Annotated in this window: 19 protein-coding genes, 1 tRNA gene and 2 pseudogenes; 17 read left to right on the top strand and 5 right to left on the bottom strand. The window is 61.8% G+C overall.

All coding sequences use genetic code 11. The annotated features are described in order from the left end of the window. Positions 1-9: 9 nt before the first annotated feature. From LL253_RS02470 to LL253_RS02455, 4 genes are all read left to right on the top strand, one after another. Positions 10-1,062, top strand: coding sequence for a DUF5694 domain-containing protein (locus LL253_RS02470; protein WP_228226050.1), 1,053 nt, complete (start codon positions 10-12; stop codon positions 1,060-1,062). 64 nt (positions 1,063-1,126) lie between these two features. Then, the gene (locus LL253_RS02465; RefSeq protein WP_228226049.1) at positions 1,127-1,912 is read left to right on the top strand and encodes a polyphosphate kinase 2 family protein; all 786 of its coding nucleotides are present in this window, start codon (positions 1,127-1,129) and stop codon (positions 1,910-1,912) included. Between the two features lie 87 nt (positions 1,913-1,999). Next, the gene (locus LL253_RS02460) at positions 2,000-3,328 is read left to right on the top strand and encodes a methyl-accepting chemotaxis protein (protein WP_228221581.1); all 1,329 of its coding nucleotides are present in this window, start codon (positions 2,000-2,002) and stop codon (positions 3,326-3,328) included. A gap of 68 nt (positions 3,329-3,396) precedes the next feature. Further along, on the top strand, positions 3,397-3,582 hold the full coding sequence (locus LL253_RS02455) for a hypothetical protein (protein WP_009820697.1): 186 nt from the start codon (positions 3,397-3,399) through the stop codon (positions 3,580-3,582). Positions 3,583-3,615: 33 nt separating this feature from the next. Here LL253_RS02455 and LL253_RS02450 read toward each other — a convergent pair whose 3' ends face one another. Further along, complete coding sequence (locus LL253_RS02450) at positions 3,616-7,848, bottom strand: translocation/assembly module TamB domain-containing protein (RefSeq protein ID WP_228226048.1); 4,233 nt, start codon at positions 7,846-7,848, stop codon at positions 3,616-3,618. Continuing rightward, positions 7,848-9,944 (bottom strand): autotransporter assembly complex protein TamA, encoded by a 2,097-nt coding sequence (locus LL253_RS02445; protein WP_228226104.1) that lies wholly within the window; start codon positions 9,942-9,944, stop codon positions 7,848-7,850. The genes LL253_RS02450 and LL253_RS02445 overlap by 1 nt, the downstream gene beginning before the upstream one ends. 140 nt (positions 9,945-10,084) lie before the next feature. On the opposite strand from LL253_RS02445, the gene recJ reads away from it, so the two are divergent. The 10 genes and pseudogenes from recJ to LL253_RS02400 all read left to right on the top strand — a co-directional run bounded on the left by recJ (position 10,085) and on the right by LL253_RS02400 (position 17,455). Continuing rightward, positions 10,085-11,851, top strand: coding sequence for a single-stranded-DNA-specific exonuclease RecJ (gene recJ, locus LL253_RS02440; protein ID WP_228226047.1), 1,767 nt, complete (start codon positions 10,085-10,087; stop codon positions 11,849-11,851). A gap of 100 nt (positions 11,852-11,951) precedes the next feature. Then, a tRNA-Glu gene (locus LL253_RS02435) sits at positions 11,952-12,026 on the top strand. 611 nt (positions 12,027-12,637) lie between these two features. Further along, a pseudogene (locus LL253_RS19985) lies at positions 12,638-13,449 on the top strand (IS5 family transposase). 59 nt (positions 13,450-13,508) lie between these two features. Continuing rightward, positions 13,509-13,628 (top strand): annotated as a pseudogene (locus LL253_RS19735) (hypothetical protein); the annotation flags it as partial. A 345-nt stretch (positions 13,629-13,973) separates the two neighbouring features. Then, positions 13,974-14,984: a PAS domain S-box protein gene (locus tag LL253_RS02425; protein ID WP_266100855.1), complete on the top strand. Its 1,011-nt coding sequence runs from the start codon at positions 13,974-13,976 to the stop codon at positions 14,982-14,984. Between the two features lie 119 nt (positions 14,985-15,103). Next, positions 15,104-15,286, top strand: coding sequence for a CsbD family protein (locus tag LL253_RS02420; protein ID WP_228226045.1), 183 nt, complete (start codon positions 15,104-15,106; stop codon positions 15,284-15,286). Positions 15,287-15,330: 44 nt separating this feature from the next. Beyond that, the gene (locus tag LL253_RS02415; protein ID WP_228226044.1) at positions 15,331-16,191 is read left to right on the top strand and encodes a hypothetical protein; all 861 of its coding nucleotides are present in this window, start codon (positions 15,331-15,333) and stop codon (positions 16,189-16,191) included. A gap of 36 nt (positions 16,192-16,227) precedes the next feature. Beyond that, positions 16,228-16,488, top strand: coding sequence for a CsbD family protein (locus LL253_RS02410; protein ID WP_009822663.1), 261 nt, complete (start codon positions 16,228-16,230; stop codon positions 16,486-16,488). Positions 16,489-16,514: 26 nt separating this feature from the next. Beyond that, positions 16,515-16,649, top strand: a complete 135-nt coding sequence (locus tag LL253_RS02405) for an entericidin A/B family lipoprotein (protein WP_228226043.1) — start codon at positions 16,515-16,517, stop codon at positions 16,647-16,649. Between the two features lie 143 nt (positions 16,650-16,792). Continuing rightward, entirely contained in the window at positions 16,793-17,455 is a 663-nt protein-coding gene (locus tag LL253_RS02400; protein WP_009822661.1) for a peptidylprolyl isomerase, read from the top strand. 6 nt (positions 17,456-17,461) lie between these two features. On the opposite strand, the gene LL253_RS02395 is transcribed toward LL253_RS02400, so the two are convergent. Continuing rightward, the gene (locus tag LL253_RS02395; RefSeq protein ID WP_228226042.1) at positions 17,462-17,698 is read right to left on the bottom strand and encodes a DUF2061 domain-containing protein; all 237 of its coding nucleotides are present in this window, start codon (positions 17,696-17,698) and stop codon (positions 17,462-17,464) included. Between the two features lie 114 nt (positions 17,699-17,812). Here LL253_RS02395 and LL253_RS02390 point away from each other — a divergent pair, with 114 nt between their 5' ends. Further along, positions 17,813-18,553: a DUF72 domain-containing protein gene (locus LL253_RS02390; protein ID WP_228226041.1), complete on the top strand. Its 741-nt coding sequence runs from the start codon at positions 17,813-17,815 to the stop codon at positions 18,551-18,553. 318 nt (positions 18,554-18,871) lie between these two features. Here the strand turns inward: LL253_RS02390 and LL253_RS02385 are convergent, their stop codons facing one another. Beyond that, positions 18,872-19,057, bottom strand: coding sequence for a PspC domain-containing protein (locus LL253_RS02385; protein ID WP_009822658.1), 186 nt, complete (start codon positions 19,055-19,057; stop codon positions 18,872-18,874). Between the two features lie 344 nt (positions 19,058-19,401). On the opposite strand from LL253_RS02385, the gene LL253_RS02380 reads away from it, so the two are divergent. Together LL253_RS02380 and LL253_RS02375 are read left to right on the top strand one after the other, a co-directional pair. Continuing rightward, the gene (locus LL253_RS02380) at positions 19,402-19,794 is read left to right on the top strand and encodes a gamma-glutamylcyclotransferase family protein (protein WP_228226040.1); all 393 of its coding nucleotides are present in this window, start codon (positions 19,402-19,404) and stop codon (positions 19,792-19,794) included. Positions 19,795-19,862: 68 nt separating this feature from the next. Next, positions 19,863-20,624, top strand: coding sequence for a ZIP family metal transporter (locus tag LL253_RS02375; protein WP_009822655.1), 762 nt, complete (start codon positions 19,863-19,865; stop codon positions 20,622-20,624). Between the two features lie 15 nt (positions 20,625-20,639). Here LL253_RS02375 and LL253_RS02370 read toward each other — a convergent pair whose 3' ends face one another. Continuing rightward, the gene (locus tag LL253_RS02370; protein WP_228226039.1) at positions 20,640-21,173 is read right to left on the bottom strand and encodes a peroxiredoxin; all 534 of its coding nucleotides are present in this window, start codon (positions 21,171-21,173) and stop codon (positions 20,640-20,642) included. Positions 21,174-21,451: the final 278 nt, after the last annotated feature.

Raw genomic sequence — 21,451 nt, 5'->3', positions numbered from 1 at the left:
GTGTCCCTTATGTCCCCGGTCTCCTTATGGGTTGTCGCATTTCTGGCCGGCGCCGGTTTCGATCCCGGCACGCTCAAGGATGTTGCCGGACCACCCAATGAGGTGATGGTGTTGGGTACACCACATTTGTCCAATTGGCCGGAGAGTTTCGAGGCGAAGCAACTCGATCCGCTGCTTGACAGGCTGGCAGGATGGAAACCGCAGGCAATTGCCGTGGAATCCCTATCCGGACTGCAATGTGATGCGCTGCGCCGTTTCCCCTCGCGTTATGCCGACACGGTGAAGGATTATTGCTGGGACGCGGCACCAGCCCGGCAGGCGACCGGGCTGGACGTTCTGGCTGCCACGGCCCACGTCGATCGTCTGCTGGCAAACTGGCCGGCGAATCCCACAGCCGGCGATCGTCGGCATCTTGCCGCGCTGTTTCTCGCATCGGCCGATCAGGGGTCGGCGCTGGTCCAATGGTTGAGGCTGCCGCCGTCCGAGCGCCATGCGGGCGACGGCCTCGACGCGACATTGGTCGCGCGACTGGAAATGCTGCGGGGACGGCACAATGAGGAGTTTTTGATCGCGGCGCCGCTCGCCGCGCGGCTGGGGCTTGAGCGGCTGGCCCAGATAGATGATCATAGCGCCGATCGCGCCTATCGCAATGCCGAGGAAGAAAAGGCCGCTGGCGAAGCGCTCATGAAGGCATGGGACAATCCCGCCACCAACCGGCGCAAGGCGGCGGACGCGACATTGTCTAAAGGCATAGGTTTGGGCGAGGGGGTTCTCACGCTCTATCGAAACTATAACGCGCCCGACCAGGCGCGCATTATCTATGACAGCGATTTTGGAGCAGCCTTGAACGAACCCTCGCCGCAGCGATATGGGCGAAACTACGCTGGTTATTGGGAAACACGGAATCTGCGCATGGCGGCGAACATCCGTGATATATTGGGGGCGGTGCCGGGGCAGCGCATGCTGGTGATCGTGGGGGCATCCCACAAATTTTATCTTCAGGCCTATCTGAACATGATGCACGACGTTCGACTGGTCGATACGCGCGTCGCGCTGCGCTGAAGGCCTTGCTCTCCTGCCAGCCGTGCGATCTAATCGTGGAAACGGACACGCAGGAGACGCGCCCATGACAATCGACCTGTCCGACTATGAAAAGGGCAAGAAATACAAGGGCGATTATGACGCCGATCTGGCAGCCCTCCAGGAACGGCTGGCCAAGATCCAGGTGGCGCATATCGTCCATAATCGGCGCAGCGTCATCCTGCTGGAAGGATGGGATGCGGCGGGAAAGGGCGGGATCATCAAGCGGATGACGGCCGATTGGGATCCGCGCTATTATCAGGTGCATCCCATTTCCGCGCCGTCGCAGGAAGAGCGCGATCATCATTATCTTTGGCGCTTCTGGACGCGCCTGCCCGCGGGCCGCAACATCGCGATCTTCGATCGTAGCTGGTATGGCCGGGTTCTGGTGGAACGGGTCGAGGGATATTGCGACGAGGCCGACTGGAAGCGCGCCTATGAGGAGATTAACGCCTTCGAACGGCAGCAGATCGACGCCGGCACCAATATCGTGAAACTCTTCGTCCATATCACGCAGGAAACACAGGACCAACAACTGGCGCAGCGGCTCGACACCCCTTGGAAACGCTGGAAAACGGGACCGGACGATTATCGCAATCGAGCACGGCGCGACGATTATCTCGACGCGATGCATGACATGTTTCGCAAGACGGACCGGAAAGATGCACCTTGGCATGTCATCGACAATAATCATCGGAAGGCAGGACGCATCGCGGCGCTCACCTATGTCGCTGACCGTCTCCAAAAGCTTGTGCCGCTTCACTTTCCGGAAGCGGATCCGGCGGTGGTGAAGCTTGCGGAGGAGGCATTTGGCTACCGTGCGAAGCGATAAAGAAAAACATGAAAAAACAAGTGGTTGTCATATAATTGTAACGTAGGCCTAACGGTGCCTTTACGATTTGGCCCTATGGTTCGGGCCATGACCGCAACCGTGCTGCCCTTCGCACCGCCTGCCTCGGCGGCCTCTTTGGCTCCGGCCGACCTGTATCTGACCGCGCATGCGCCGGCTGTTCGCCTCGACTGCCCGCTTAGTGAGGCTGTGGATCATTTCCAGCGCGATTCCGGGCTGCGTTTGTTGCCGGTGCTGGACTGCGCCGGCAGGCCGTTGGGCGCAATCTATGAGCGCGACATGCGCCGGATCCTTTTCAATCCCTTTGGCCACGCCCTGCTGCGCAATCCCAGCTTCGGCGGTCGCTTGGATGACCATGTCCGGCCTTGCGCGATCGCGGATCGGGCGATGGGCATAGAGGCGTTGGTCGATCTCTACGCTGCGCAGGGGGACGGGTGCGAAGGGTTGATCGTGACCGACGCTGGCGCTTTTGCCGGTGTGCTCAGTGGATCGCTGTTGTTGCGGCTGACTGCGGAGCGCGACGCGCGCGTGGCTATGGCCCGGACCGAGCGTATCGAGAAAATCGCGCAGGAAAGCGCCGACTTCAGGGCCGATGTCGAACGATTGATCACCGACCTGGTGGTGATGGCGGACCAGTTGGCGACCCTGGCCGGTGAGGCGACGGAGCGTGCGGCGCTTGATGATGCGGATGCAGGGGCGATGGCGGTAGCCGCGCTCCAGACGGCCGACCGGCTTGCCGGAATCGCCGCAGGCGGCTCGGAACTGGGGAATCTGTTCGCGACGATGGAAGCCGAGGTCCGGGATGCCGGCGACGCGATAAAGGAAGCGGTGGCCCGCAGCCGTTCCGGAGCGGCGCGCAGCGAGGCGCTGGCGCAGGAGGCTGACGATATCGGCGCGGTCATCGCCCTGATCGATAATATCGCGCGGGCAACCAGCATGCTGGCGCTCAACGCCAGCATCGAGGCTGCCCGCGCGGGCGCTGCGGGGGAAGGCTTTGCGGTCGTCGCCAGAGAGGTGCAATCCCTGGCTGCGCAAACACGCGATGCGGCGGCGGAGATTTCCGGCCGGATCGACCATTTTCGCGGCGCAATCGGGGAGGTTGCCGCCGGACACGCCCATATGGATGCAACGATGACGCGGGCAAATCGTCTCTCGGCTGCCGTGTTCGATGCCGTGGCCCGGCAGGGCGCGTTCAGTCTGACGATAGCCGAGAGCGTTGCCGAAGCTGGACAGTCGAGCGATCATATCCGCGCCGGCGCGCGGCAGATCAGTGACAATGCGACAGGCCGCGCCCAGGCGGCCCGCCTGATGCGCGACGTGGCTGGCCGCCTGGCGCAGGAAGCGCATCGTCTGGAGGACCGGGCGGGTGGGTTTATCACGGCGATCCGGGCGGCCTGATCGCGGCCTCTGGCGCGATCCTGCTAACCCGCTACTCTGCGTCTCCCATATAAAAGGAGAGGCAAGCCATGATCGTCATGTTCGTCGGCACGGATCGCACGCAGACCGCGGTCAATCCCGCACAGGTCACATTCGTCACTCAGGTCAGCGACGGCACGCGTATCCGCTTTGGTGAGGGGCGCAGCGTTACCGTGACCGAACCCATTGACGCGGTGATCGACAGTCTCAACCAGGCCTTGCGACCGCACGAATAGGAAAAGGGAAGGGCCGGCGCTCCCGGCCCTTCCTCAATAATCCTTCGAATAGCGCAGGTTCGCCGAAGATCCGGCATTGGTGCCAGTCTTCGACAGGAGGCTCAGCGTCTTGGACAGCGCGATTTCCAATTGCGTGGCGGTAAAGCCCTTGGAGTCGGTGATGACCTCCACATAGATGTTGTTGGAAATATGCTGGCCAACCGCCAGGCTGGTGCCGCGACCTGTCGCCTCATCACCCCCCACGATGCCGATCCGGTCGAGTCCGGTCGCGCCCTGCAATTTACCCATCGGGTTCAGCCCTCCGCTGCCGCCGCGCAATCCGTTAAGGGCTGCCGCGAGCTGCACCGCCTGCATGGCCGACAGGTTGGCGACATTGTCGCCAAACAGGATCCGAGACAGGATTTCATCCTGCGGCAGCGCCGGTGTGGAAATGAAGCTGATATCGGGCTGCTGCGCGCTCCCCGTGACACGGATACCCGCTGTCACCGTATCAATCCGCGTTTGGGCGGTGATTTGCAGCGTCGGGTTCGTCATCGGGCCATTGAAGCTGATCAAACCCTGTTCCAGCTCGAACTGATGGCCCGAAAAGCTGTACCGACCGCGGATCACCTCGACTTGGCCGACGACCCGTGGGTCTGTCGCCGTCCCCGTGACGCGCATGTTCGTCTTCCATTCGGAATCAAGGCCCATGCCGGTCACATATATCTCGTTGTCGGCGCGCACGCGGATATCCAGCTTCCACGGTTTGGGCGCTGCGGCAGCCTTGCGATCGGCCAGGCGTTTGTCGAGCAGGTCGGTGCCTTCGCCCTTGCGCCGCACGCCGGTCAGCTGGCGGATTTCGGTGCCGCCTTGCCAGGCGACCCGATAGCGCGTTTCGGGCAGGCGCAGATCGCCCTTGATCAGACCGCCGTTGGCCGCGCTGTTGGTGATATTGAGCGTTCCGCTCACGACACTGGTTATCGCCTCGCTGCGCGCCAGACGCGCGCGGTCGAGCTTGACCGCGATATTGATCGGGAAGCCGCTGTTCGCCGCCAGTCCGACATCGCCTGTGGCCTGCACTGTTCCATCACCGGCCCGGCCCGAAAAGTCACGGATTTCGAGATGATCGCTGGTGAAGCGGCCGTCGAGCCGCATTTGCGTGACCCGGGTGCCGAAACTCTCATTCTCGTACGTCAGGCTGTTGGCGCGCACCACGCCATTGAGGCGCGGATCGCTGAGGCGGCCATTGAAATCGGCCGCGACGGCAAGACCGCCAGTCAGCTGCTGATCCGCCAGACCAGCAAAGGAGAATAGCACGTCGGCCGGACCCGAATAGCGGATGCCCCCACCCAATGGTGCATTTTGCAACTGCTCGGTCCAGGACGCGCCGGCACCCGGAGGGGCCAGGGTGGCGATGAAGCGGCCAAGGGTCGTACCGTTACGGCGAATGAGACCGCGCATGTCGCCGCCTGCCGACGACAGCTTGCCCTCGACATTCATCGATACAGGGTCCGACACGGCGGTCAGGCTGGACCGACGAAAATCATTGATGGCAAGGCGGGTGGTCGCGGTGGGGAAGGCGTTGCCGGTTTGCGTATAGTCCAGCGTGCCGGTGGCGCGTCCACTGATGCCCAGGCCAGGCGCTGCCATATTGGCGATGGCAAGGTCGAAATCCTTGAAGCGCGCCTGCATCGCGGTGGTGCCGCCGAACCGGCCGGCAAGATCGACCTTGCCCTGGGGCAAGACCAGCGTGGCCGGTTCCAGCCGATATCCGCCTGTTTCGGACCGAATGATCGCCGGCTGAGCGAGGCGGAAGTCGATATTGGCGGCCTTCCCCTGTAATGCGACGGCATAAAGATCAGGGCGCAGTGCCGCATTGACGGCGACCGAGAAGGGTACCCCGCTGGAACCATCGGCGACCAGTTGCGCCTTGCCCCGCCCGCCCTGGTAATCGAGCTTGGCGCGGGCCTTGCGCACGACATAGTTGCCATAGGCTGCATTGGCGATCTGCGCGTCGGCGCGGATTTGCGGCTGGTCGGCAAGAAGGACCGACGCGTTGACGATGGCGCGACCGATGATGATGTCTGCCTCACCGGGCAATTTGGCGTTGGAGGCGTTGGCGTTGACGTCCACGCCTTGCACCTTGCCGACCGCTGCGAGCCGGACGGCGCCGGTGATGCCCGATCCATTCATGTCAAGTTGCCCGGTAAACGGACCGGCGGCGCTTTGCTGGATGCGGCCGTTCATATCGACCCCGGCAAAGCGCGCACGAGTGACGTCGATGGTCAACGGACCTTGCGCCGTGCGGATCAGGACATTGGCAAAGAAGGGCCCATAGGGCGATCCGCCGGCGGCCTCGAGCCGGTAACCAGCCGCTTCGCCGTTCAACTTGGCCACCACGTCGGTCAGCTGGACACCGACATTGGGTCGCGCGGCGCGCAATACGGCCTGCGGTCGATCGACGGTGCCACGAACAGTCAGGGCCAGCGGACCATATTGTTTGGACGACGCAGCCGCGTCGAAGGCGATCTGCCCGTCGGTGTCATAACTGCCGGAGCCCGACTGGATCGTGAAATTGGGGGCCGCGCCCTTGAGGCCGGCCAGCGTGAACTTGCCCTCCGGCGTCATGCCGATCCGTCCCGACACAAGGGCATTGCCACCCAGAAAATCCCGGACCGATGCATTTTCCCAGCGCGCCGTGCGTACGCCAAACCGGCCTGAAAGGCCAAATCCGCCCTTAGGCCCCGGCACAAGTTCGACATCGGTATTCAAATTGACGATGCCAACGCCATCGATCCGATAGTCGTTGACGCGGCCTTTCAGGCCACCGCGATAAATGGCGTTGTCAAGGTCCGCCAGGATGATCGCTGTTGCATCGACCTTGTCGCTGTCGATCTTGAGATTGTCGCTGATCAGCTTGCCTGCGGCATAGGCGAAGTCGCCTTTTACCCGCAAATTTTGGAGCAGGCCGCCTGCCGCTGCGTTGAGGCCGGTCACGCGGCTGGCGGTGGCGTTCACTGGAATGCGGATGCGATCGGCGTCTATTACCGCCCGGCCGCTGGCCTTGAGGTTTTCGATGCCTGTCGCGTCGAAGGCGATATTTTTAGCGGTGATGTCATAGTCGATGAACGGCGTCGCCATCGGTCCATCGAGGATGACCGATGCGCGCACGTCACGACCCCTGACTTTCTCCATGATCGCTCCGGGGGTCAGCAAGGCGGTGTTGACGCGCAACGAACCGAATTTGCTTTCGGCAAGATCGACCAATCCCTGAATGTCGGCGGTCATGGCCGACGAACGCACCGATCCCTTGAGATTGACTTTACGCTCATTCAGTCCCGCAAACAGATCGACGTTCAGTTGGGGCGCAGTCAGCCGATCGACGGTCCCGGCAAAGACCAGTCCGGGGCGTAGCGGCCCCTTGGCCGTGAAATTGCCGTCGCGTGCGGCAAGGGCGATATTCGCCAGCTCCCCCTTGGGCGACGTTGCGACGATGCGACCGTTCCACGCCTCCCAACTGCCCTTGCCGTCCAGTGTGGCGGTCATGCCATCGGTCAGGCCCGACATCGCCGCGATGACGCCGCCCTTGGGCGCGGTCAGCGTGCCGCTCATCGCCAGGCGATTCTGTTCGGGCACGGCGTCGAGCTTTGCCTGCAAGCGGTCGCCGCTATCAACCAGCGCGCTCGCTTCCAGCTGAGCACGGCCATCGGCGATATGCGTCACAGCATCGATCGCGATTTCACGCTTTTGGCCTGTGACCGGCCTGGCGAGAACGAACTTTGCGATCTTCAACCTGTCTACGTCGATGTCCAGATCGGGCAGGATCGGGGCGTTGGGGTCGCTTTCGGTGACGTTGAACTGCGGGCTTCGCGCCAGCACGACCAGAGGCGTGTCCAACAGGCTGACAGAGATATGGTTGTTGAGGTAGCGGAACGGCTTCCACACGACATGGACGCGCGGGGATACGGCGAATACGCCTTTAGGGTCGCGCAGGATGAGGTCATGGATGACCATGTCGCTGTAGATCGATCCGTCGATCCGCCCGACCTCGATCTGCATCCCCGATTCCATCTGCAGGGCGGCAATCTGCTTGATGAGGAATTTTTTGCCGGGCTGGGTGTTGAGGCCAAGCAGCAATATGCCGACCAACAGGACGAGCCCGACCAGAACCCCGACGACGCCGATGGCGATCTTTTGCCACAGTGGCCGCTTGTCGCGCACGACAATGGTCTCCGCAGGCGCGTCAGCGGCTGACGAAGCGTTGGAAGGAGTGTCGTCCTGTGCCATCAGAAAGCCTGCCCAATGCCGATATAGATGGCGAATTTGGATTCACCGGGTTGCCGGTTGATCGGCATGGCGATGTCGGCGCGGAAGGGACCGAAATTGGTGTAGAAGCGCCCGCCCACGCCCACGCCATAGCGCATGTCGGAAAATTTGGGGATCGCGCTTTCATAGACCTGGCCCGCATCGACGAAGGCGACGACGCCGTAATTGCCGAAGCGATAACGCCCTTCGACCGCGAATTCATTGACTGACCGACCGCCGATCGGATCGTTGTTCACATCCTTGGGGCCGAGTTCCTGATAGCCAAAGCCGCGCACCGATCCGCCGCCCCCCGCATAGACCCGCCGCGATGGCGCAACATCGTCGCGATCGACGCCGCTGATCGTGCCCAGTCGGGTGCGCGCCGCGATGACCAGGCTGTCGGACACAGGATAATAGCCAGACAGATCGAACGTGGCGCGCAGATAGGGTGAGAAATTCCCCTGAAGCGACCCTTCTGGTTCAGCGCGCAGATTGGCGCGGAAACCCTTGGTGGGATTGAGCAGATCATTGGATCGGTCATAGCCGATCTGCAACGGCAGCCCGCCGATGAAATACGTGCGCCGCGTCTTGTCCGCCGTTGCGGGGTCGATGACGACCTGTTCGTTGGTCAGCAGGATCTCCGCGCCATAGCTATAGGTCCAGCGCTTCTGGAAAATCGGCGTGGATTGGCGCGCCCAGCCGATATTGATGCCGGCGGTATAGGCTTCATAGGCGTCGTAATTCTGGTGATTGAGCGTGATGCCGGTCTGGAAGGTCTTGTCCCGCTTGCCTGCATTGGATCGCCGGAACGTCGCCGAGGCGCCCTGTTCCTGCGTGCCCGCGATTGCCCCCAGGATCAGCGCGCCTTCAGGTGGGAAAAGGTTGCGATGCGTCCATGTGCCTTCGGCGCGGAACCCCTGACCCGTGCCATAGCCCGCTTCGCCGGCCAGCGTACGCGGCGGGCCAGCATCCTGATCGACATGCAAGTCGACATACTCCGTGCCATCGGGACCCGCTTCACCGGTGCGGACCGGATCCACCGCCACGCTGGAAAACAGGCCCGTCGCCACCAGCGCCTTGCGCAGGTCATCCACCTTGCGGCTGTCATATAATTCGCCGGGTTTATAGCGCTTGATCACTTCCATGTGGTCCGCGCCAAAGGCCTGATCCTCGCCGCTGGTCGTGATCTTGCGGAAGCTGGCGCGCGGGCCGGTTTCCACCGGCAGGGTGTAGGCGCCTGTGACGGTCTGGGGATCCAGCAGGATGTCGCGCTGCCCAACTTCGACGAAGGGATAGCCATTTTCGGGTAGCTTGAGTGCAACATTCGCCTCTGCCCCCTCAACATTGGCGGCGATGATATAGTCCCCGTTTTTCAGGGGCAGGCTTTCGCGCACCAGGCCCGGCGGCACGGTAGGCTGGGAATTGATGACGATATCGCCGATCTTGTAGCGCTTGCCCGGCGTCACGGACACGACAGCCGTCAACGTTCCGTCGCCACCCTGATCCAGGCTGGCGAGCGCGGTTCCATCATAATAGCCCTGCGAATAGAGCAGGCGGACCGCCAGTTCCTGATCCGCCTTCGCGCGCTGCTGCACCATCGTAGCCGTATCGGCCTTGCCATCGCCATCGAACAGCGCAGACTCCGCGCGAAACTCATCGTCCAACCCTGTTTTGCCAAAACCTTCGACCCGGGTGGCGTACCGGACGTCGGGCAGTTCCGCATCCGGATCGTCCTGCTTAGCTTCATTGGCGGGAACGGTTACGCTACCCAGCGGAGGCAGGGGCTGTGCAAGTTCCTGTTCTTCTGCAGGATCGACGGCAGCCGGCAGTTCAGCGGGCGCAGCGGACTGCGCCGGCATCTGCTGGTCGATCCAGGTGTCGATGGATGGAAGGGGGGCGTTGGGATCGTTGCCTTCCATCTTGGGCAGTCGCGCCTCAAATTGCGCATCAGGGAGAATGGGTTCTTCGGCGTCGGTTTCAGAGGCGGAAGTGGTCTGCGCCAACAAGGGCAAGGGGGATGCGGTCAACAGCAATAGGCTCAACATGCGCTGGACATGGAATGCCTGTCGTCTCGTCATCGTCGTGCGTCGCCCCTTTTGCGCCACGCCCGTTATGACGTCCGGCAATGCTTGAATACGCCCGACAGGTTGCAACGGTTCCGCCTGCGACATGATTCCAGCGACTTTCCATGGGGCTTGCGGGCGGCTAGAGCTTTTTCATGACATTCGCGCTTAACATTTCGCGCTCGCTTTCCGGGCAGCCCTGGCGCTGGCGCGGCGCCGGGGCAGACACGCGCGACCCGCCCTGCGTCCCTGATGATCTGGTCACGCAACTATTGCTGGCGCGCGGTTGCACGCGCGATGGGCTGGACGCGCATCGCAATCCCACCATCCGCGGTTTCATGCCCGATCCCAGCTTGTTTCGCGACATGGACGTGGCGGCCGAGCGCCTGGCCGATGCCGTACAGCGCCAGGAAGATGTGCGCATCTTCGGCGACTATGACGTCGATGGCGCGACAAGCGCGGCCTTGCTGATCCGGCTGCTGCGCGATCTGGGGTTGCATGCGCGGCCCTATATCCCGGATCGGCTGATGGAAGGCTATGGTCCATCCGGTGAGGCGCTGGTCCGCCTGGCGGGCGAGGGGGCAAGCCTGATCGTTACTGTCGATTGCGGCGCGCAGGCGTTCGAGGCGCTATCCATGGCCAAAGCCTCGGGCGTCGACGTTGTCGTGGTAGACCATCACAAATGCGCAAGCCAGCTGCCCGAGGCGTTCGCGCTGGTGAACCCCAACAGGCTGGACGAACATCCCGAAGCCGCCCTGCACGGGCATCTGGCGGCCGTTGGCGTCGCCTTTCTGCTGGGCGCGCGGCTGCTGAAGACCCTGGACGCCAGAGGCTGGTTCGCGAGCCGTCAAAAGCCCAATATACTCGACCTTCTGGATATCGTGGCGCTTGGCACCGTCGCCGACGTGGCGCAGTTGAAAGGCCTCAATCGCGCTTTCGTGGCGCAGGGGCTCAAGGTGATGAGCAAGCGGCGCAACATCGGCCTGTCCGCGCTCATCGACGCCAGTCGCCTGACGCGCGCGCCGCTATGCCATGACCTTGGCTTTGCGCTTGGCCCGCGCATCAACGCGGGCGGGCGGGTCGGCCAGGCGGATCTTGGCGTCCGTCTGCTGACAACCGAAGACCCTGCCGAAGCGGCGCGGATCGCAGCACAACTCGACCAGTATAATGAGGAGCGGCGCGCGATCGAATCGACGGTGCAGGAACAGGCCGAAGCACTGCTTGCCGCCCAGGGAAACCGGGCGGTGGCGGTGATCGCGGGCGCCGGCTGGCATCCCGGCGTCATCGGTATCGTTGCCGGACGGATCAAGGAAAAGGCGGGTCGACCCGCGATCGTCATTGCGCTGGACGACGCAGGCGTTGGCAAGGGATCTGGCCGTTCCATTTCGGGCGTCGATCTGGGCGCGGCGGTGCTGGCCGCGAAGGATAGCGGGCTGTTGGTCGCGGGCGGCGGGCACGCGATGGCGGCGGGGCTGACCGTAGCTGCGGACCGCATTGACGCGCTGGCGGATTATCTGGACGAACGGCTGTCCGCTGCGGTGGCAAAGGCGCGGGACGACCGCGCGCTCCTCATTGACGCCGTGCTTGCGCCGACCGGCGTCAACCCGGACTTTGTCGCCGCGCTGGACCAGGGCGGCCCCTATGGCGCGGGTTGGCCCGCACCGCTGATCGCGGCCGGCCCGATGCGCGTCGTCAAGGCGGACGTGGTGGGCAACGGTCATCTGCGCGCGATCATGGCCGGGGACGATGGCAGATCCATCAAGACGATCGCGTTCCGTCGCGCTGAAACGGACCTTGGGCAGGCGATCCTTGCTGCTCCGCGTGATCGACGGCTTTGGGTGGCCGGTAAGGCCAAGATTGACGATTGGGGCAGCCGTCCTGCCGCCGAACTCCATCTGGAAGATGCAGCCTGGGCGGATTGAGCGAGTTTGCAATTTTCTTGGCGTTTAGGGGTTGACCCTTTTCCCGTCCCCGCCTAATTGCGCCCTCGCTTCGCAGCGCTGCCCGGCAGTGCCGCCGAACGGCCCCTTCGTCTAGCGGTTAGGACGCGGCCCTTTCACGGCTGAAACACGGGTTCGATTCCCGTAGGGGTCACCACCTTGCTTTTGGGTGGCATTGGATCGACTGGACGTCGATATTCCTAGGCCGCGTGGACAAATTAGTGACGGTCGGCCTTCGCGCGTGTAGCCTTGGTTGGTGATCTATAACACGCGCTCGACCGCCGCCATATTGATTGGCCTTGCAACGCCTTCTGCCGGCTCTGGCCGAGCCGATGTGCTAGGATGCGAAAGTTCGTGCGCTACCCGTTGACCAAGTACCGAGCGAGATCGGCGATTGCGGCAGTGACTGCATCATCATGTCGTGGCCATAGTTCGTCGATTTGCGGGTGGCGCGTGTCATCGAAGGTGCCTTACCCAGCAAGATGGTCAGGGTGCTGACGGTTCAGCATACCTATCGTGTGTCGCGCGAAAGGAACTTGGCTGCTTCGTAAGAATACCGCAGGCGGGTACAACGTCGTGGTGCCGGAAGACGGTGCGGCGCTTGCCCGGTGTTCTGATGGGATTGCGTCAGTCGAGCCATATATGCGACCGGGGGATGAGCACACGCTCGATGATCTTCGTGACGCTGGTATTCGTCGATACGGCCATCACACCAACTGATCAGCCCGTCGCTGGGAGCCTGAAGCCGGTTGACGTGCTTCGCGAGGATTGATTCAAGGCTGCCTTTTGGAGGCGGGTTTGAGCCGGGGCGATCTCACCGAAGCAGAATGGCGCATTCTAAAGGGCTTGCTGCCTATTGAGCCTGAAAATCGTGGACGAGGCAGGCGGCCGGAGCAAAATCGCTCCATCATCAACGGCATTCTCTGGCGGCTTCGATGTGGCGCTCCATGGCGAGACGTACCGCCTAAATACGGTAGCTGGAACACCATCTATCGGCGGTTCCGGCGTTGGAGTGAGGCCGGGGTCTGGGAGACCGTCGCCGTAACGCTGGCTGAGATCATGGCAGATAGCGGTCACTACAGCATCGACAGCACCACAGTCCGCGCCCACGTATCGGCGGCGGGCGGAAAAGGGGGACTCATCGACGCGCTCTTGGCCGCTCGCGGGGCGGGTTCACCAGTAAGCTTCACTGCCTGGCTGACGCCCTTGGACGACCGCTTGCCTTCCATCTAACGGTCGGTGAGGCGGCAGATTGCAAAGCCTATGACGCCCTGATCGGCCTACCAGAACGCGCACCTGACGCCTTGCTCGCCGACAAGGGCTACGACGCCGACGCAATCCGTGCCGATCTTACAGAACGGAATATCGAGGCCGTCATCCCCGGACGGTCAAACCGGCGCGTGAAAATCGAGCACGACCGGGCGCTCTACAAGCAGCGCAACCGAACCGAGCGCATGTTCGGCCAACTCAAGATCAACCGGGCGATCGCCACCCGATACGACCAACTGGCCAACAGCTTCCTCGGTATGGTCCATATCGCTACCGCCAGATACTGGCTCAAATTTGTCCACGCCGCCTAGCTTTCGTGATCTCAAATCGGCTGCTTTTGCAATCTGACCGTTGCCGCTACGACGTCGGCATGACCAACGCGCATCCTCTGATCGATCTCGATCGCCTTCGTCACATCATTGGCAGCCTGAGTGAAGGCGTCCTGCTGGTCGACGCCCATCAATCCCTGTTGTGGGCAAATGATGCCGCGTTGCGGATGCACGGTGTCGAGGATCTGACGGGGCTGGGGAAGGATGTCGATGACTACCGGCGTCGCTTCCAACTGCGGTATCGCAACAATCACCGGCTCGGGGAGGGTGATTATCCGCTTGATCGGGTGATTGCCGGTGAATCCTTCAGCCAGGTCATCGTAGAGGTCATCCCCCAGGGCGAGGAAGATCCGCGCTGGATTCATCAGATACGCAGCCTCATTCTGACTGATATGAATGGCGATCCGGATCTGCTTGTACTCGTGATTCAGGACGTCTCGCTGCGGTTCGAAGCTGAGCAGCGTTTCGAGCAGACCTTCAACGTCAATCCCGCCCCCGCCGTCATCATGCGCTTGGCCGACCAACGCTATGTAAAGGTCAACCAAGGCTTCCTGGACCTGACCGGCTACCAGAAGGACGAGGTTCTCGGCCGGGCGCTGTATGATATAGACATTCTAAAGGATGCAGCCGCTCTGGATGTCGCGAAGGAGCGCCTGCGCGAAGGGCGAATGGTGCCGCAGATGCAGGCGGACCTGGACTTGCCCGATGGCGGGCGCAAGCTGGTCATCGTTGCGGGGCAACCCGTCGAACTGGATGATGAACCCTGCATGCTGTTCTCCTTCGCCGACCTCGAACCTCGGCGGCAGGCGGAAAATGAACTGCGGCATAGCGAGGAACGTTTTGTCACAACCTTTCGGCTTGCGCCCGTGGCTATGGCGATCACGACCTGGGACGAACGCCTGCTGTGCGATACTAATGACGCCTTTCATCAGCTGACCGGCTGGTCTCCCGACGAGGCGATGGGGAAAGCGATGCCGGCGCTTCGCTTGTGGGAAGAGCCAAAATTTCTTGATGCCGCGTTGGAAGACTTAGCTGAACGCACGGCCTTTCGCGGCCGAGACGCCCGGCTGCGGGCCAAGGATGGCGGGATAACGGACTGCCTGGTGTCCGCGGCATCCATTTCGCTGCGTAAGGATACCTGTATTCTGTGGGTGATACAGGACATTCACGAACGGCGTCACAGCGAACTCGAACTGATCGGTGCGATCGAGGCCGTGATGAAGGATACCAACTGGTTCAGCCGAACGGTGGTGGAAAAACTCGCCAATCTTCGCGCACCTCATGGTGCTGCCCGACCTGTCGAAACCAGCGAATTGACGCGCCGGGAAAAGGAGGTGCTGAGCCTGCTGTGCGAAGGAGGTGACGATGCGGCTATTGCCAAGGAAATGGGCGTATCCCGCAACACGTTGCGCAATCATGTGGCGCGCGTCTACGCTAAGATCGGCGTCAACCGGCGGGCGCAAGCCATATTATGGGCGCGTGAGCGCGGCTACCCCCTCCAGCGCCCCATTCGCTAATATTTTTGATGCATAAATACCATATGATTTAGTAGTTCTGCATCTGCTCGTCGCGACCGGCCGGGCTTATTTCTCCACTATCGGCGCTGCCATCGGGCACCGCCAGAAAGGAGGAATGCATGGGCAAGGATCGTACAGCAGGCGATGTCCGCCGGGTGAAAGGGGCGATCAAGGAAGCGATCGGAAAAATCACTGGAGACCGGGAAACGCAGGCGGAAGGTGCCGCCGAAAAGCGCGCCGGAAGGCTGGAGGCAGACGCGGCTGATATTGTGGAAGCCGCTATCAAAACGCTGAAGACATAAGCTAGCGTTTGACCATTTAGATCTAAAGAAAAAAGGAGTTTGCCATGGCTACCACCATGACGGATCCCCATTTTGACGTCCGTGTCACCCCGCGAATGAGTTGGTCCGCACTGGTCGTCGGCACCGTGACCGCGCTGGCGATCGAATTGATGCTGGGCCTGTTGGGAGCAGGCATAGGGCTGTCGGCCATTGACCCCAACGGCAAGGGCGGCGCAAGCGCGGGCGGCCTGGGCATCGGCGCTATCATCTGGTGGACGATCAGCACTATCCTGGCCCTGGCGACTGGCGCCTATGCGGCGACGACGATTGCGCATACGCGGCGGCCGGTGGACGGCGTCCTGCATGGTGTCGCCATATGGGGCCTCACCTTGCTGATCACATTTTATCTGCTGAGTTCCGCGATCGGTGGTCTCGTGGGTGGTGCGTTCCGGACCGTTGGCGGCATCGCTGGCGCGACAACCGCCAGCGCGAGTGCCATAACCCCTGCCGTGGCAAAGGCAGCTGGTATCGACAAGACGGATGTCGAAGCGCAGGTGTCAGCGCTGCTGGACGACACCCCGTCCGACCCGGCAGCCATGACCCCCGAACAAGGTCGCAAGGCGATAATCGCCGAACTGCCCGCCATGGCGCGCGGTGGCGCTGAAGGCCAGGAGGCGGAAAATCGCGTCGCCATGATCGTCGCCGCCCAGCGGAAGATCAGCCAGTCGGACGCGCGGGCGAAGGTGGAAAAGGCGCGTCAGGACTTCGTCGCCGCCAAGCGCAACGCGGTGGAAATCGCGATCGACGCCGGCAGCAAGGGCGCTGACTATGCCGCTGGCACCGCGTTTACCTTGTTCATCGTCATGCTGCTCGGCGCGGCGGCGGCGTCGGCGGGTGGCGTAGTCGCCGCCCGGCGCAACCCCTGAAAATCCCATTACCATCCAGATTTAGAGGAGACTGTAATGAACAATCATACGATCATAGGCGCGATTAAGGAAAAGGCAGGCGCGCTTGAGGAAGGCCTGGGTAAGGTCACAGGCGACACCGGCACCGAACTGCGCGGCCAAGGCCGTCAGATCGAAGGCAAGGTCGAGACGATGTTGGGCGACGTCCTGGACAGCGCTCGTCGCCTCTATGAAGAACGCCCGCTTGTCAGCCTGCTCGCGCTGGGATCGCTGGCTCTTGCAACCCTGTCGATCCTGACGCGCGGCAACCGCGCCTGATGGGCAATAACAAAAAGGATATGGCCATGAAGGCAATCATTATTTCTCTGACCGCTGTTGTGACGCTTGGCCTTGCTGCCTGCAATACTGTCAACGGCGCTGGTAAGGACCTCCGATCGGCCGGCGGCGCCGTGTCGGACGCATCGGGTCAGGCCAAGTAAGTCAGACTGTTAGAATGGGAAGCGGCGCCTTGACGTGGGCGCCGCTTTTTCTTTGCCATCGAGGTCGTTGATTTGCCATGTCGGGCGACGTGAGGGCGCAGTCCGGTTGCGCCTGACCTGCGGCGCAATTACGGACGGGGGCCATGCCGCTCTTTCGCTTGCTTCTCTTGCTCTTCAGCCTCGCGCCCTCGGCGGTGCTCGCGCTTCCCGCAAACAAGCCGACCCCAGGCTATACCCGAGTGGCGGTCGAAACGTCGGTGGGAACGATGGTGATTGCCGTAGATCTGAAGCGAGCGCCGCGCACATCGGCGAATTTCCTCACCTATGTCGATGATGGCCGCTTCGACGGCGTTACCTTCTACCGGGCGGCGCGGCGCAAGAGCAATCCCAAGCTGGGGCTGATCCAAGGCGGCATCGACACGGATTTGCGCCGGTCGCTTCCCCCGATCAGGCATGAACCGACCAGCCAGACCGGGCTTCGCCATCTGGATGCGACCGTATCTATGGCGCGGCCCAATCGACCCAATTCGGCCGCGGGCAACTTCTTCATCACCGTCGGCGCAACGCCCAATATGGACGCGCGCGGCACCTATATCGGTTATGCCGCCTTTGGCCATGTGGTGGCGGGAATGGATGTGGTGAAGAAAATCCTCGCGGTGCCCACCTGCTGCGGCTCGGGGCCAATGCGCGGGCAGATGATCGTCAAGCCGATCAGGATTTTGCGCGCTCGTCGCCTCGATGGCAGGCCGACCCCTTCGCGCGCACCCAAGCCCTGGCTGCTGGGGCTTAAACGGACAGCAAAATAGACAGATTCACGCAAAGCGCGCCTGATCACGCGGCCATCTGCGATCAGATGCTGGTGGCACGCTCATTGTCACGGATTTCCAGGCCTTCTCATGGAAAAAGAAGGCTACTGCATTAATCATCGGTTCGATAAGCGCGATGCCGCCCGCCAGGGCGAGGGACCCGGTCATGACATAAGCGACGGTGAAGCCGACGGTCAGATGGATCGTCAAATACGTGGCAGTCTTGATGAGGTCGAGCGACATGGGTATCTCCTGAACGGACCTGCAAATAAGAACCATTCGCAAACCTTGCTAATGGCATTTTTTGCTGGTTCTGATCGGCTCTGACGATCACTGTCGCGGGGCAGGAGGTATGGCATGGCAGGACGGATCAGGACAGGGATTGGCGGATGGGTCTATGAGCCGTGGCGCGGCAGCTTCTATCCGCCAGGCCTGCGTCAGAAGGAAGAACTGGCCTATGTCGGCGAGCATCTGACCGCCACCGAGGTGAACGCGACCTATTACAGCAGCCAGAAGCCCGCGACCTTTGCCAACTGGGCCAAGGCGGTGCCCGATGGGTTTCAGTTTGCGGTGAAAGCCTCGCGTTACTGCACGAACCGCAAGATCCTGGCCGAGGCAGGCGAATCGATCGCGAAATTTACCGGGCAGGGGATAGCAGAACTGGGCGACAGGCTGGGGCCGATCCTGTGGCAATTCATGCCCACCAAACGGTTCGATCCCGATGATTTTAGCGCATTCCTGAAATTGCTGCCTGATGCTGTCGATGGCGTGCGGCTTCGGCATGCGCTGGAGGTACGGCATGAGAGTTTCGATGATCCTGCCTTTCTCGACATGGCGAAGGCGGCCGGGGCAGCGGTGGTGCTGGCGGATCATGAGGACTATCCCGCAATCGCCGGCCATGACGCCGGCTTTGCGTATCTGCGGCTGATGCAGACGAGGGCGGACGAGCCAACCGGCTATGCCCCTGCCGATATCGATCGATGGGCCAGACGTGCAGAAAGGCTGGCCGAAACCGGCGATGTCTATGGCTTTTTCATCAGTGGCGCGAAGGAGCGCAACCCGGCCGCCGCACAGGCGATGATCGCGGCGCTGGCCTGACCGACACCATTGCGTTTGTTGCAATCGGAAAGTCAGGCTTTGCGATTGTTACAATGATATGACGGACCTAATTGCTCCTTACACATGCAGGGACCACCGTCCTTCGCAACAATGGAGTCAATAATGCGTCAGATCTTTCAAGGAGCCGTCCTCGCTGCTGCCGTTGGCGTGCAGATGGTGACATTTTATTCGGTACTTTATGCCTGACAGCGGCGTTGCCGCATCGGCATTTGGGCTCGCCCAGAACCGAAAAAGGCCGCTATCCGATTAATCGGGGCGGCCTTTTTAGTATTTGATCGGTTTCCAGAACTGTGGGCGTCACCCTTCTGCCAGCCATCCGGCCAGCAGATAGGCGGCGACGCCAATCGGTCCCAATGCGCACAGCGTCAATAGCACCAAGGCGACGCGGATGAGCGTGACGTCGATGCCCGTGCGATTGGAAAGCCCAGCGCAAACGCCCATGATCTTGCCATGGCGGCGGTCGAGGGTGAAATTGCTGTTCATGACGTTGGCCTTCTGTTGTCTCAAGTTTGGGGAAAGCGGGTGCGGTGATCAGGCGATCGGCGCGACCGGAACCGCTGCGCCGACAAACAGGCTGGCGACGACAACGGCGCCGAAAAAGGCGACGGCGGCGTTCTGGATCTTGGCAATGAACATGATAATAACTCCCTGCTTGGCTGGCCGGATCATCCGGCCTTGATGTCGAACTCATTTGCAGAAGGCGTGCCAATTTCAGTTATGAACGCAAAACCGCCATTTCCATCGCTGTCATGCGCTGGTCTCGTTGGAAAGGTGGCTGGCCATTGGCGATTTATGCAAAGACTTGGTAAATTTCGCGACCGTATGCCGTGACTGCTGCATTTCTGTTCGTCTATGGCACGCTGCGCTCAGATCATGCGGGACCGGTGGCGGATCGCTTGCGTCGTGAGGGGAGGTTGATCGGCCCCGCTACGACCGCCGGCGCCTTGTACCGGATCCGCGACTATCCCGGTCTGGTGCCGGGCGGGAATGCCAAGGTCGTTGGCGACCTCTACGCGCTCGGCGATCCTCAATCCACGCTTGCGTGGCTGGACGACTATGAAGAATGCAGCCCCGCTTTTCCCCGGCCCTGGGAATATCGCCGCGCCTTGATCCCGGTTGCCGGGCCCCGGGCGCAGGTCGATGCATGGACCTATATCTATGCGCGCGACGTCACACCCTTGGAACGAATCGAGGGCGGCGATTTCCTGACCCCTCGATAATCGGCCCGGAACCGGCTCTCCCGCCTGCGCTTTCCCCTGGCATCAGGTTGGTTCAAGGAGTTGCCTGCATGGACGGAGCCGCAATCGCGGGATTTTGGGGACTCGTCGGCGGATCGGCGTTGCTGATTGGGGCGGCGATCGCCTATTTCGCACGCCTGCCACAAAGGCTGATCGCTGCGATCATGGCCGCAGGGTCAGGCGTACTGATTTCCGCGGTCGCCTTTGATTTGATGGATGAAGCCTATCGGCGCGGCGGATTCGATTCGACCGCGATCGGTTTTTTCGGCGGTGCACTGGTCTACACGGGCGCGAACATCCTGGTATCGCGCGCGGGCGCAAAGCATCGCAAACGGTCCGGCTCGAACCCGAAGCAGAGCCAGGCGACAGCGCAGGAAGGATCGGGCCTGTCGATTGCCGTGGGGGCTTTGCTCGATGGTATTCCCGAATCGGTGGTAATCGGCGTCAGCTTGCTGGAAGGGTCAGGCGTCAGCCTGGTGACGGTGGCGGCGGTGTTCCTGTCCAATGTGCCCGAAGGTCTGTCGAGTGCGGCGGGCATGAAGAAAGCAGGCCGCAGCGCAATCTATATCTTTGGCGTGTGGGGCGCGATCGCGATGGCGTCAGGGCTGGCGGCGGCGCTTGGCTATGCCGTCATGGCAGGCGCCAGCCCGGACATCATCGCTGCGACTACGGCCGTCGCGGCCGGCGCGATCCTGGCAATGCTGGTCGACACGATGATCCCGGAAGCGACCGAAGAGGCGCATGAATTTTCTGGGCTTATCGCCGTCGCAGGATTTTTGCTGGCCTTCATCCTCAGCAAGCTGGAGGGATGAACGCCAGCGGTCGCCTTATTTGGCCTGCATGGACTGGACGGCCTCCAGCGTGCTCTTCACATGATTTGCATAGTTCATTTCGCTATGAACGAACGCGATCCGCCCTGAAGGAGCAATGACGTAGGAGGTCCGGTCGGTCATGCCCGGCCGCATCTTGAGGCCAACATCATAGCCGGAAATGATGGTCGATCCGGCCGATGCGACCGGGAACTTGCCCGCGCATTCCTTGGTCGAAAAGGACACAAGATCGTCGACCGGATCGGCCGACATGCCGATGACAGTGGCGCCCGCCGCCTTGAACTTGTCGATATTCTCGGCGAATTCGCGCGCTTCGGCCGAGCAGCCGGGGGTGAAGGCCTTGGGGAAGAAATAGAGCACCACCGGCCCACGCTTAAGCTGATGCGACAGGGTCAGCGTAAAGGTCTTGCCAGCGAGCGCGCCGCGGGTCGTGAAGTCCGGCGCTTTCGCACCCACTGCAAGCGCCGCCATGGCGTTTCCAGCAGGAAGCAAAGCGGCTGTGGCAGCGAGCATCAGGGACAGGCGCTTCATCGACATATTCCTCGTTCAATTTGGGCTCGGTTTCAGGGACGCGGTTCCCGCAGCAGGACGACAGGTCTTGGGATTGTGCACGCAGAAAAACCGGCCGTCCGCAGCGTCATCGCATCGCGCTTTGGTGATGGTCGCGATTTGGGCCGAGCGCAAGCTGTCCGGGCAAGAAACGAGATCGGCCACGCAAAAATTCCGCAAGAATGCCCGTCGGGCGGGACATGGTTGCTGATTTGCCGGAATGGAAGGCAGGTAACGGGCCTGCTTCCCGACAACTGTTC

It is taken from the genome of Sphingobium soli (assembly GCF_020782245.1).
Classification (GTDB): Bacteria; Pseudomonadota; Alphaproteobacteria; order Sphingomonadales; family Sphingomonadaceae; genus Sphingobium; species Sphingobium soli.
Note: the sequence above shows the minus strand (reverse complement) of the source record. Positions and strands in the feature narration are given on the sequence as shown.

Coding starts and splice junctions, on each gene's coding strand:
- LL253_RS02470 (WP_228226050.1), top strand. CDS start 10: ATGTCCCCGGTCTCCTTATGGGTTGTCGCATTTCTGGCCGGCGCCGGT.
- LL253_RS02465 (WP_228226049.1), top strand. CDS start 1,127: ATGACAATCGACCTGTCCGACTATGAAAAGGGCAAGAAATACAAGGGC.
- LL253_RS02460 (WP_228221581.1), top strand. CDS start 2,000: ATGACCGCAACCGTGCTGCCCTTCGCACCGCCTGCCTCGGCGGCCTCT.
- LL253_RS02455 (WP_009820697.1), top strand. CDS start 3,397: ATGATCGTCATGTTCGTCGGCACGGATCGCACGCAGACCGCGGTCAAT.
- LL253_RS02450 (WP_228226048.1), bottom strand. CDS start 7,848: ATGGCACAGGACGACACTCCTTCCAACGCTTCGTCAGCCGCTGACGCG.
- LL253_RS02445 (WP_228226104.1), bottom strand. CDS start 9,944: ATGACGAGACGACAGGCATTCCATGTCCAGCGCATGTTGAGCCTATTG.
- recJ (WP_228226047.1), top strand. CDS start 10,085: ATGACATTCGCGCTTAACATTTCGCGCTCGCTTTCCGGGCAGCCCTGG.
- LL253_RS02425 (WP_266100855.1), top strand. CDS start 13,974: ATGCGCTTGGCCGACCAACGCTATGTAAAGGTCAACCAAGGCTTCCTG.
- LL253_RS02420 (WP_228226045.1), top strand. CDS start 15,104: ATGGGCAAGGATCGTACAGCAGGCGATGTCCGCCGGGTGAAAGGGGCG.
- LL253_RS02415 (WP_228226044.1), top strand. CDS start 15,331: ATGGCTACCACCATGACGGATCCCCATTTTGACGTCCGTGTCACCCCG.
- LL253_RS02410 (WP_009822663.1), top strand. CDS start 16,228: ATGAACAATCATACGATCATAGGCGCGATTAAGGAAAAGGCAGGCGCG.
- LL253_RS02405 (WP_228226043.1), top strand. CDS start 16,515: ATGAAGGCAATCATTATTTCTCTGACCGCTGTTGTGACGCTTGGCCTT.
- LL253_RS02400 (WP_009822661.1), top strand. CDS start 16,793: ATGCCGCTCTTTCGCTTGCTTCTCTTGCTCTTCAGCCTCGCGCCCTCG.
- LL253_RS02395 (WP_228226042.1), bottom strand. CDS start 17,698: ATGTCGCTCGACCTCATCAAGACTGCCACGTATTTGACGATCCATCTG.
- LL253_RS02390 (WP_228226041.1), top strand. CDS start 17,813: ATGGCAGGACGGATCAGGACAGGGATTGGCGGATGGGTCTATGAGCCG.
- LL253_RS02385 (WP_009822658.1), bottom strand. CDS start 19,057: ATGAACAGCAATTTCACCCTCGACCGCCGCCATGGCAAGATCATGGGC.
- LL253_RS02375 (WP_009822655.1), top strand. CDS start 19,863: ATGGACGGAGCCGCAATCGCGGGATTTTGGGGACTCGTCGGCGGATCG.
- LL253_RS02370 (WP_228226039.1), bottom strand. CDS start 21,173: ATGAAGCGCCTGTCCCTGATGCTCGCTGCCACAGCCGCTTTGCTTCCT.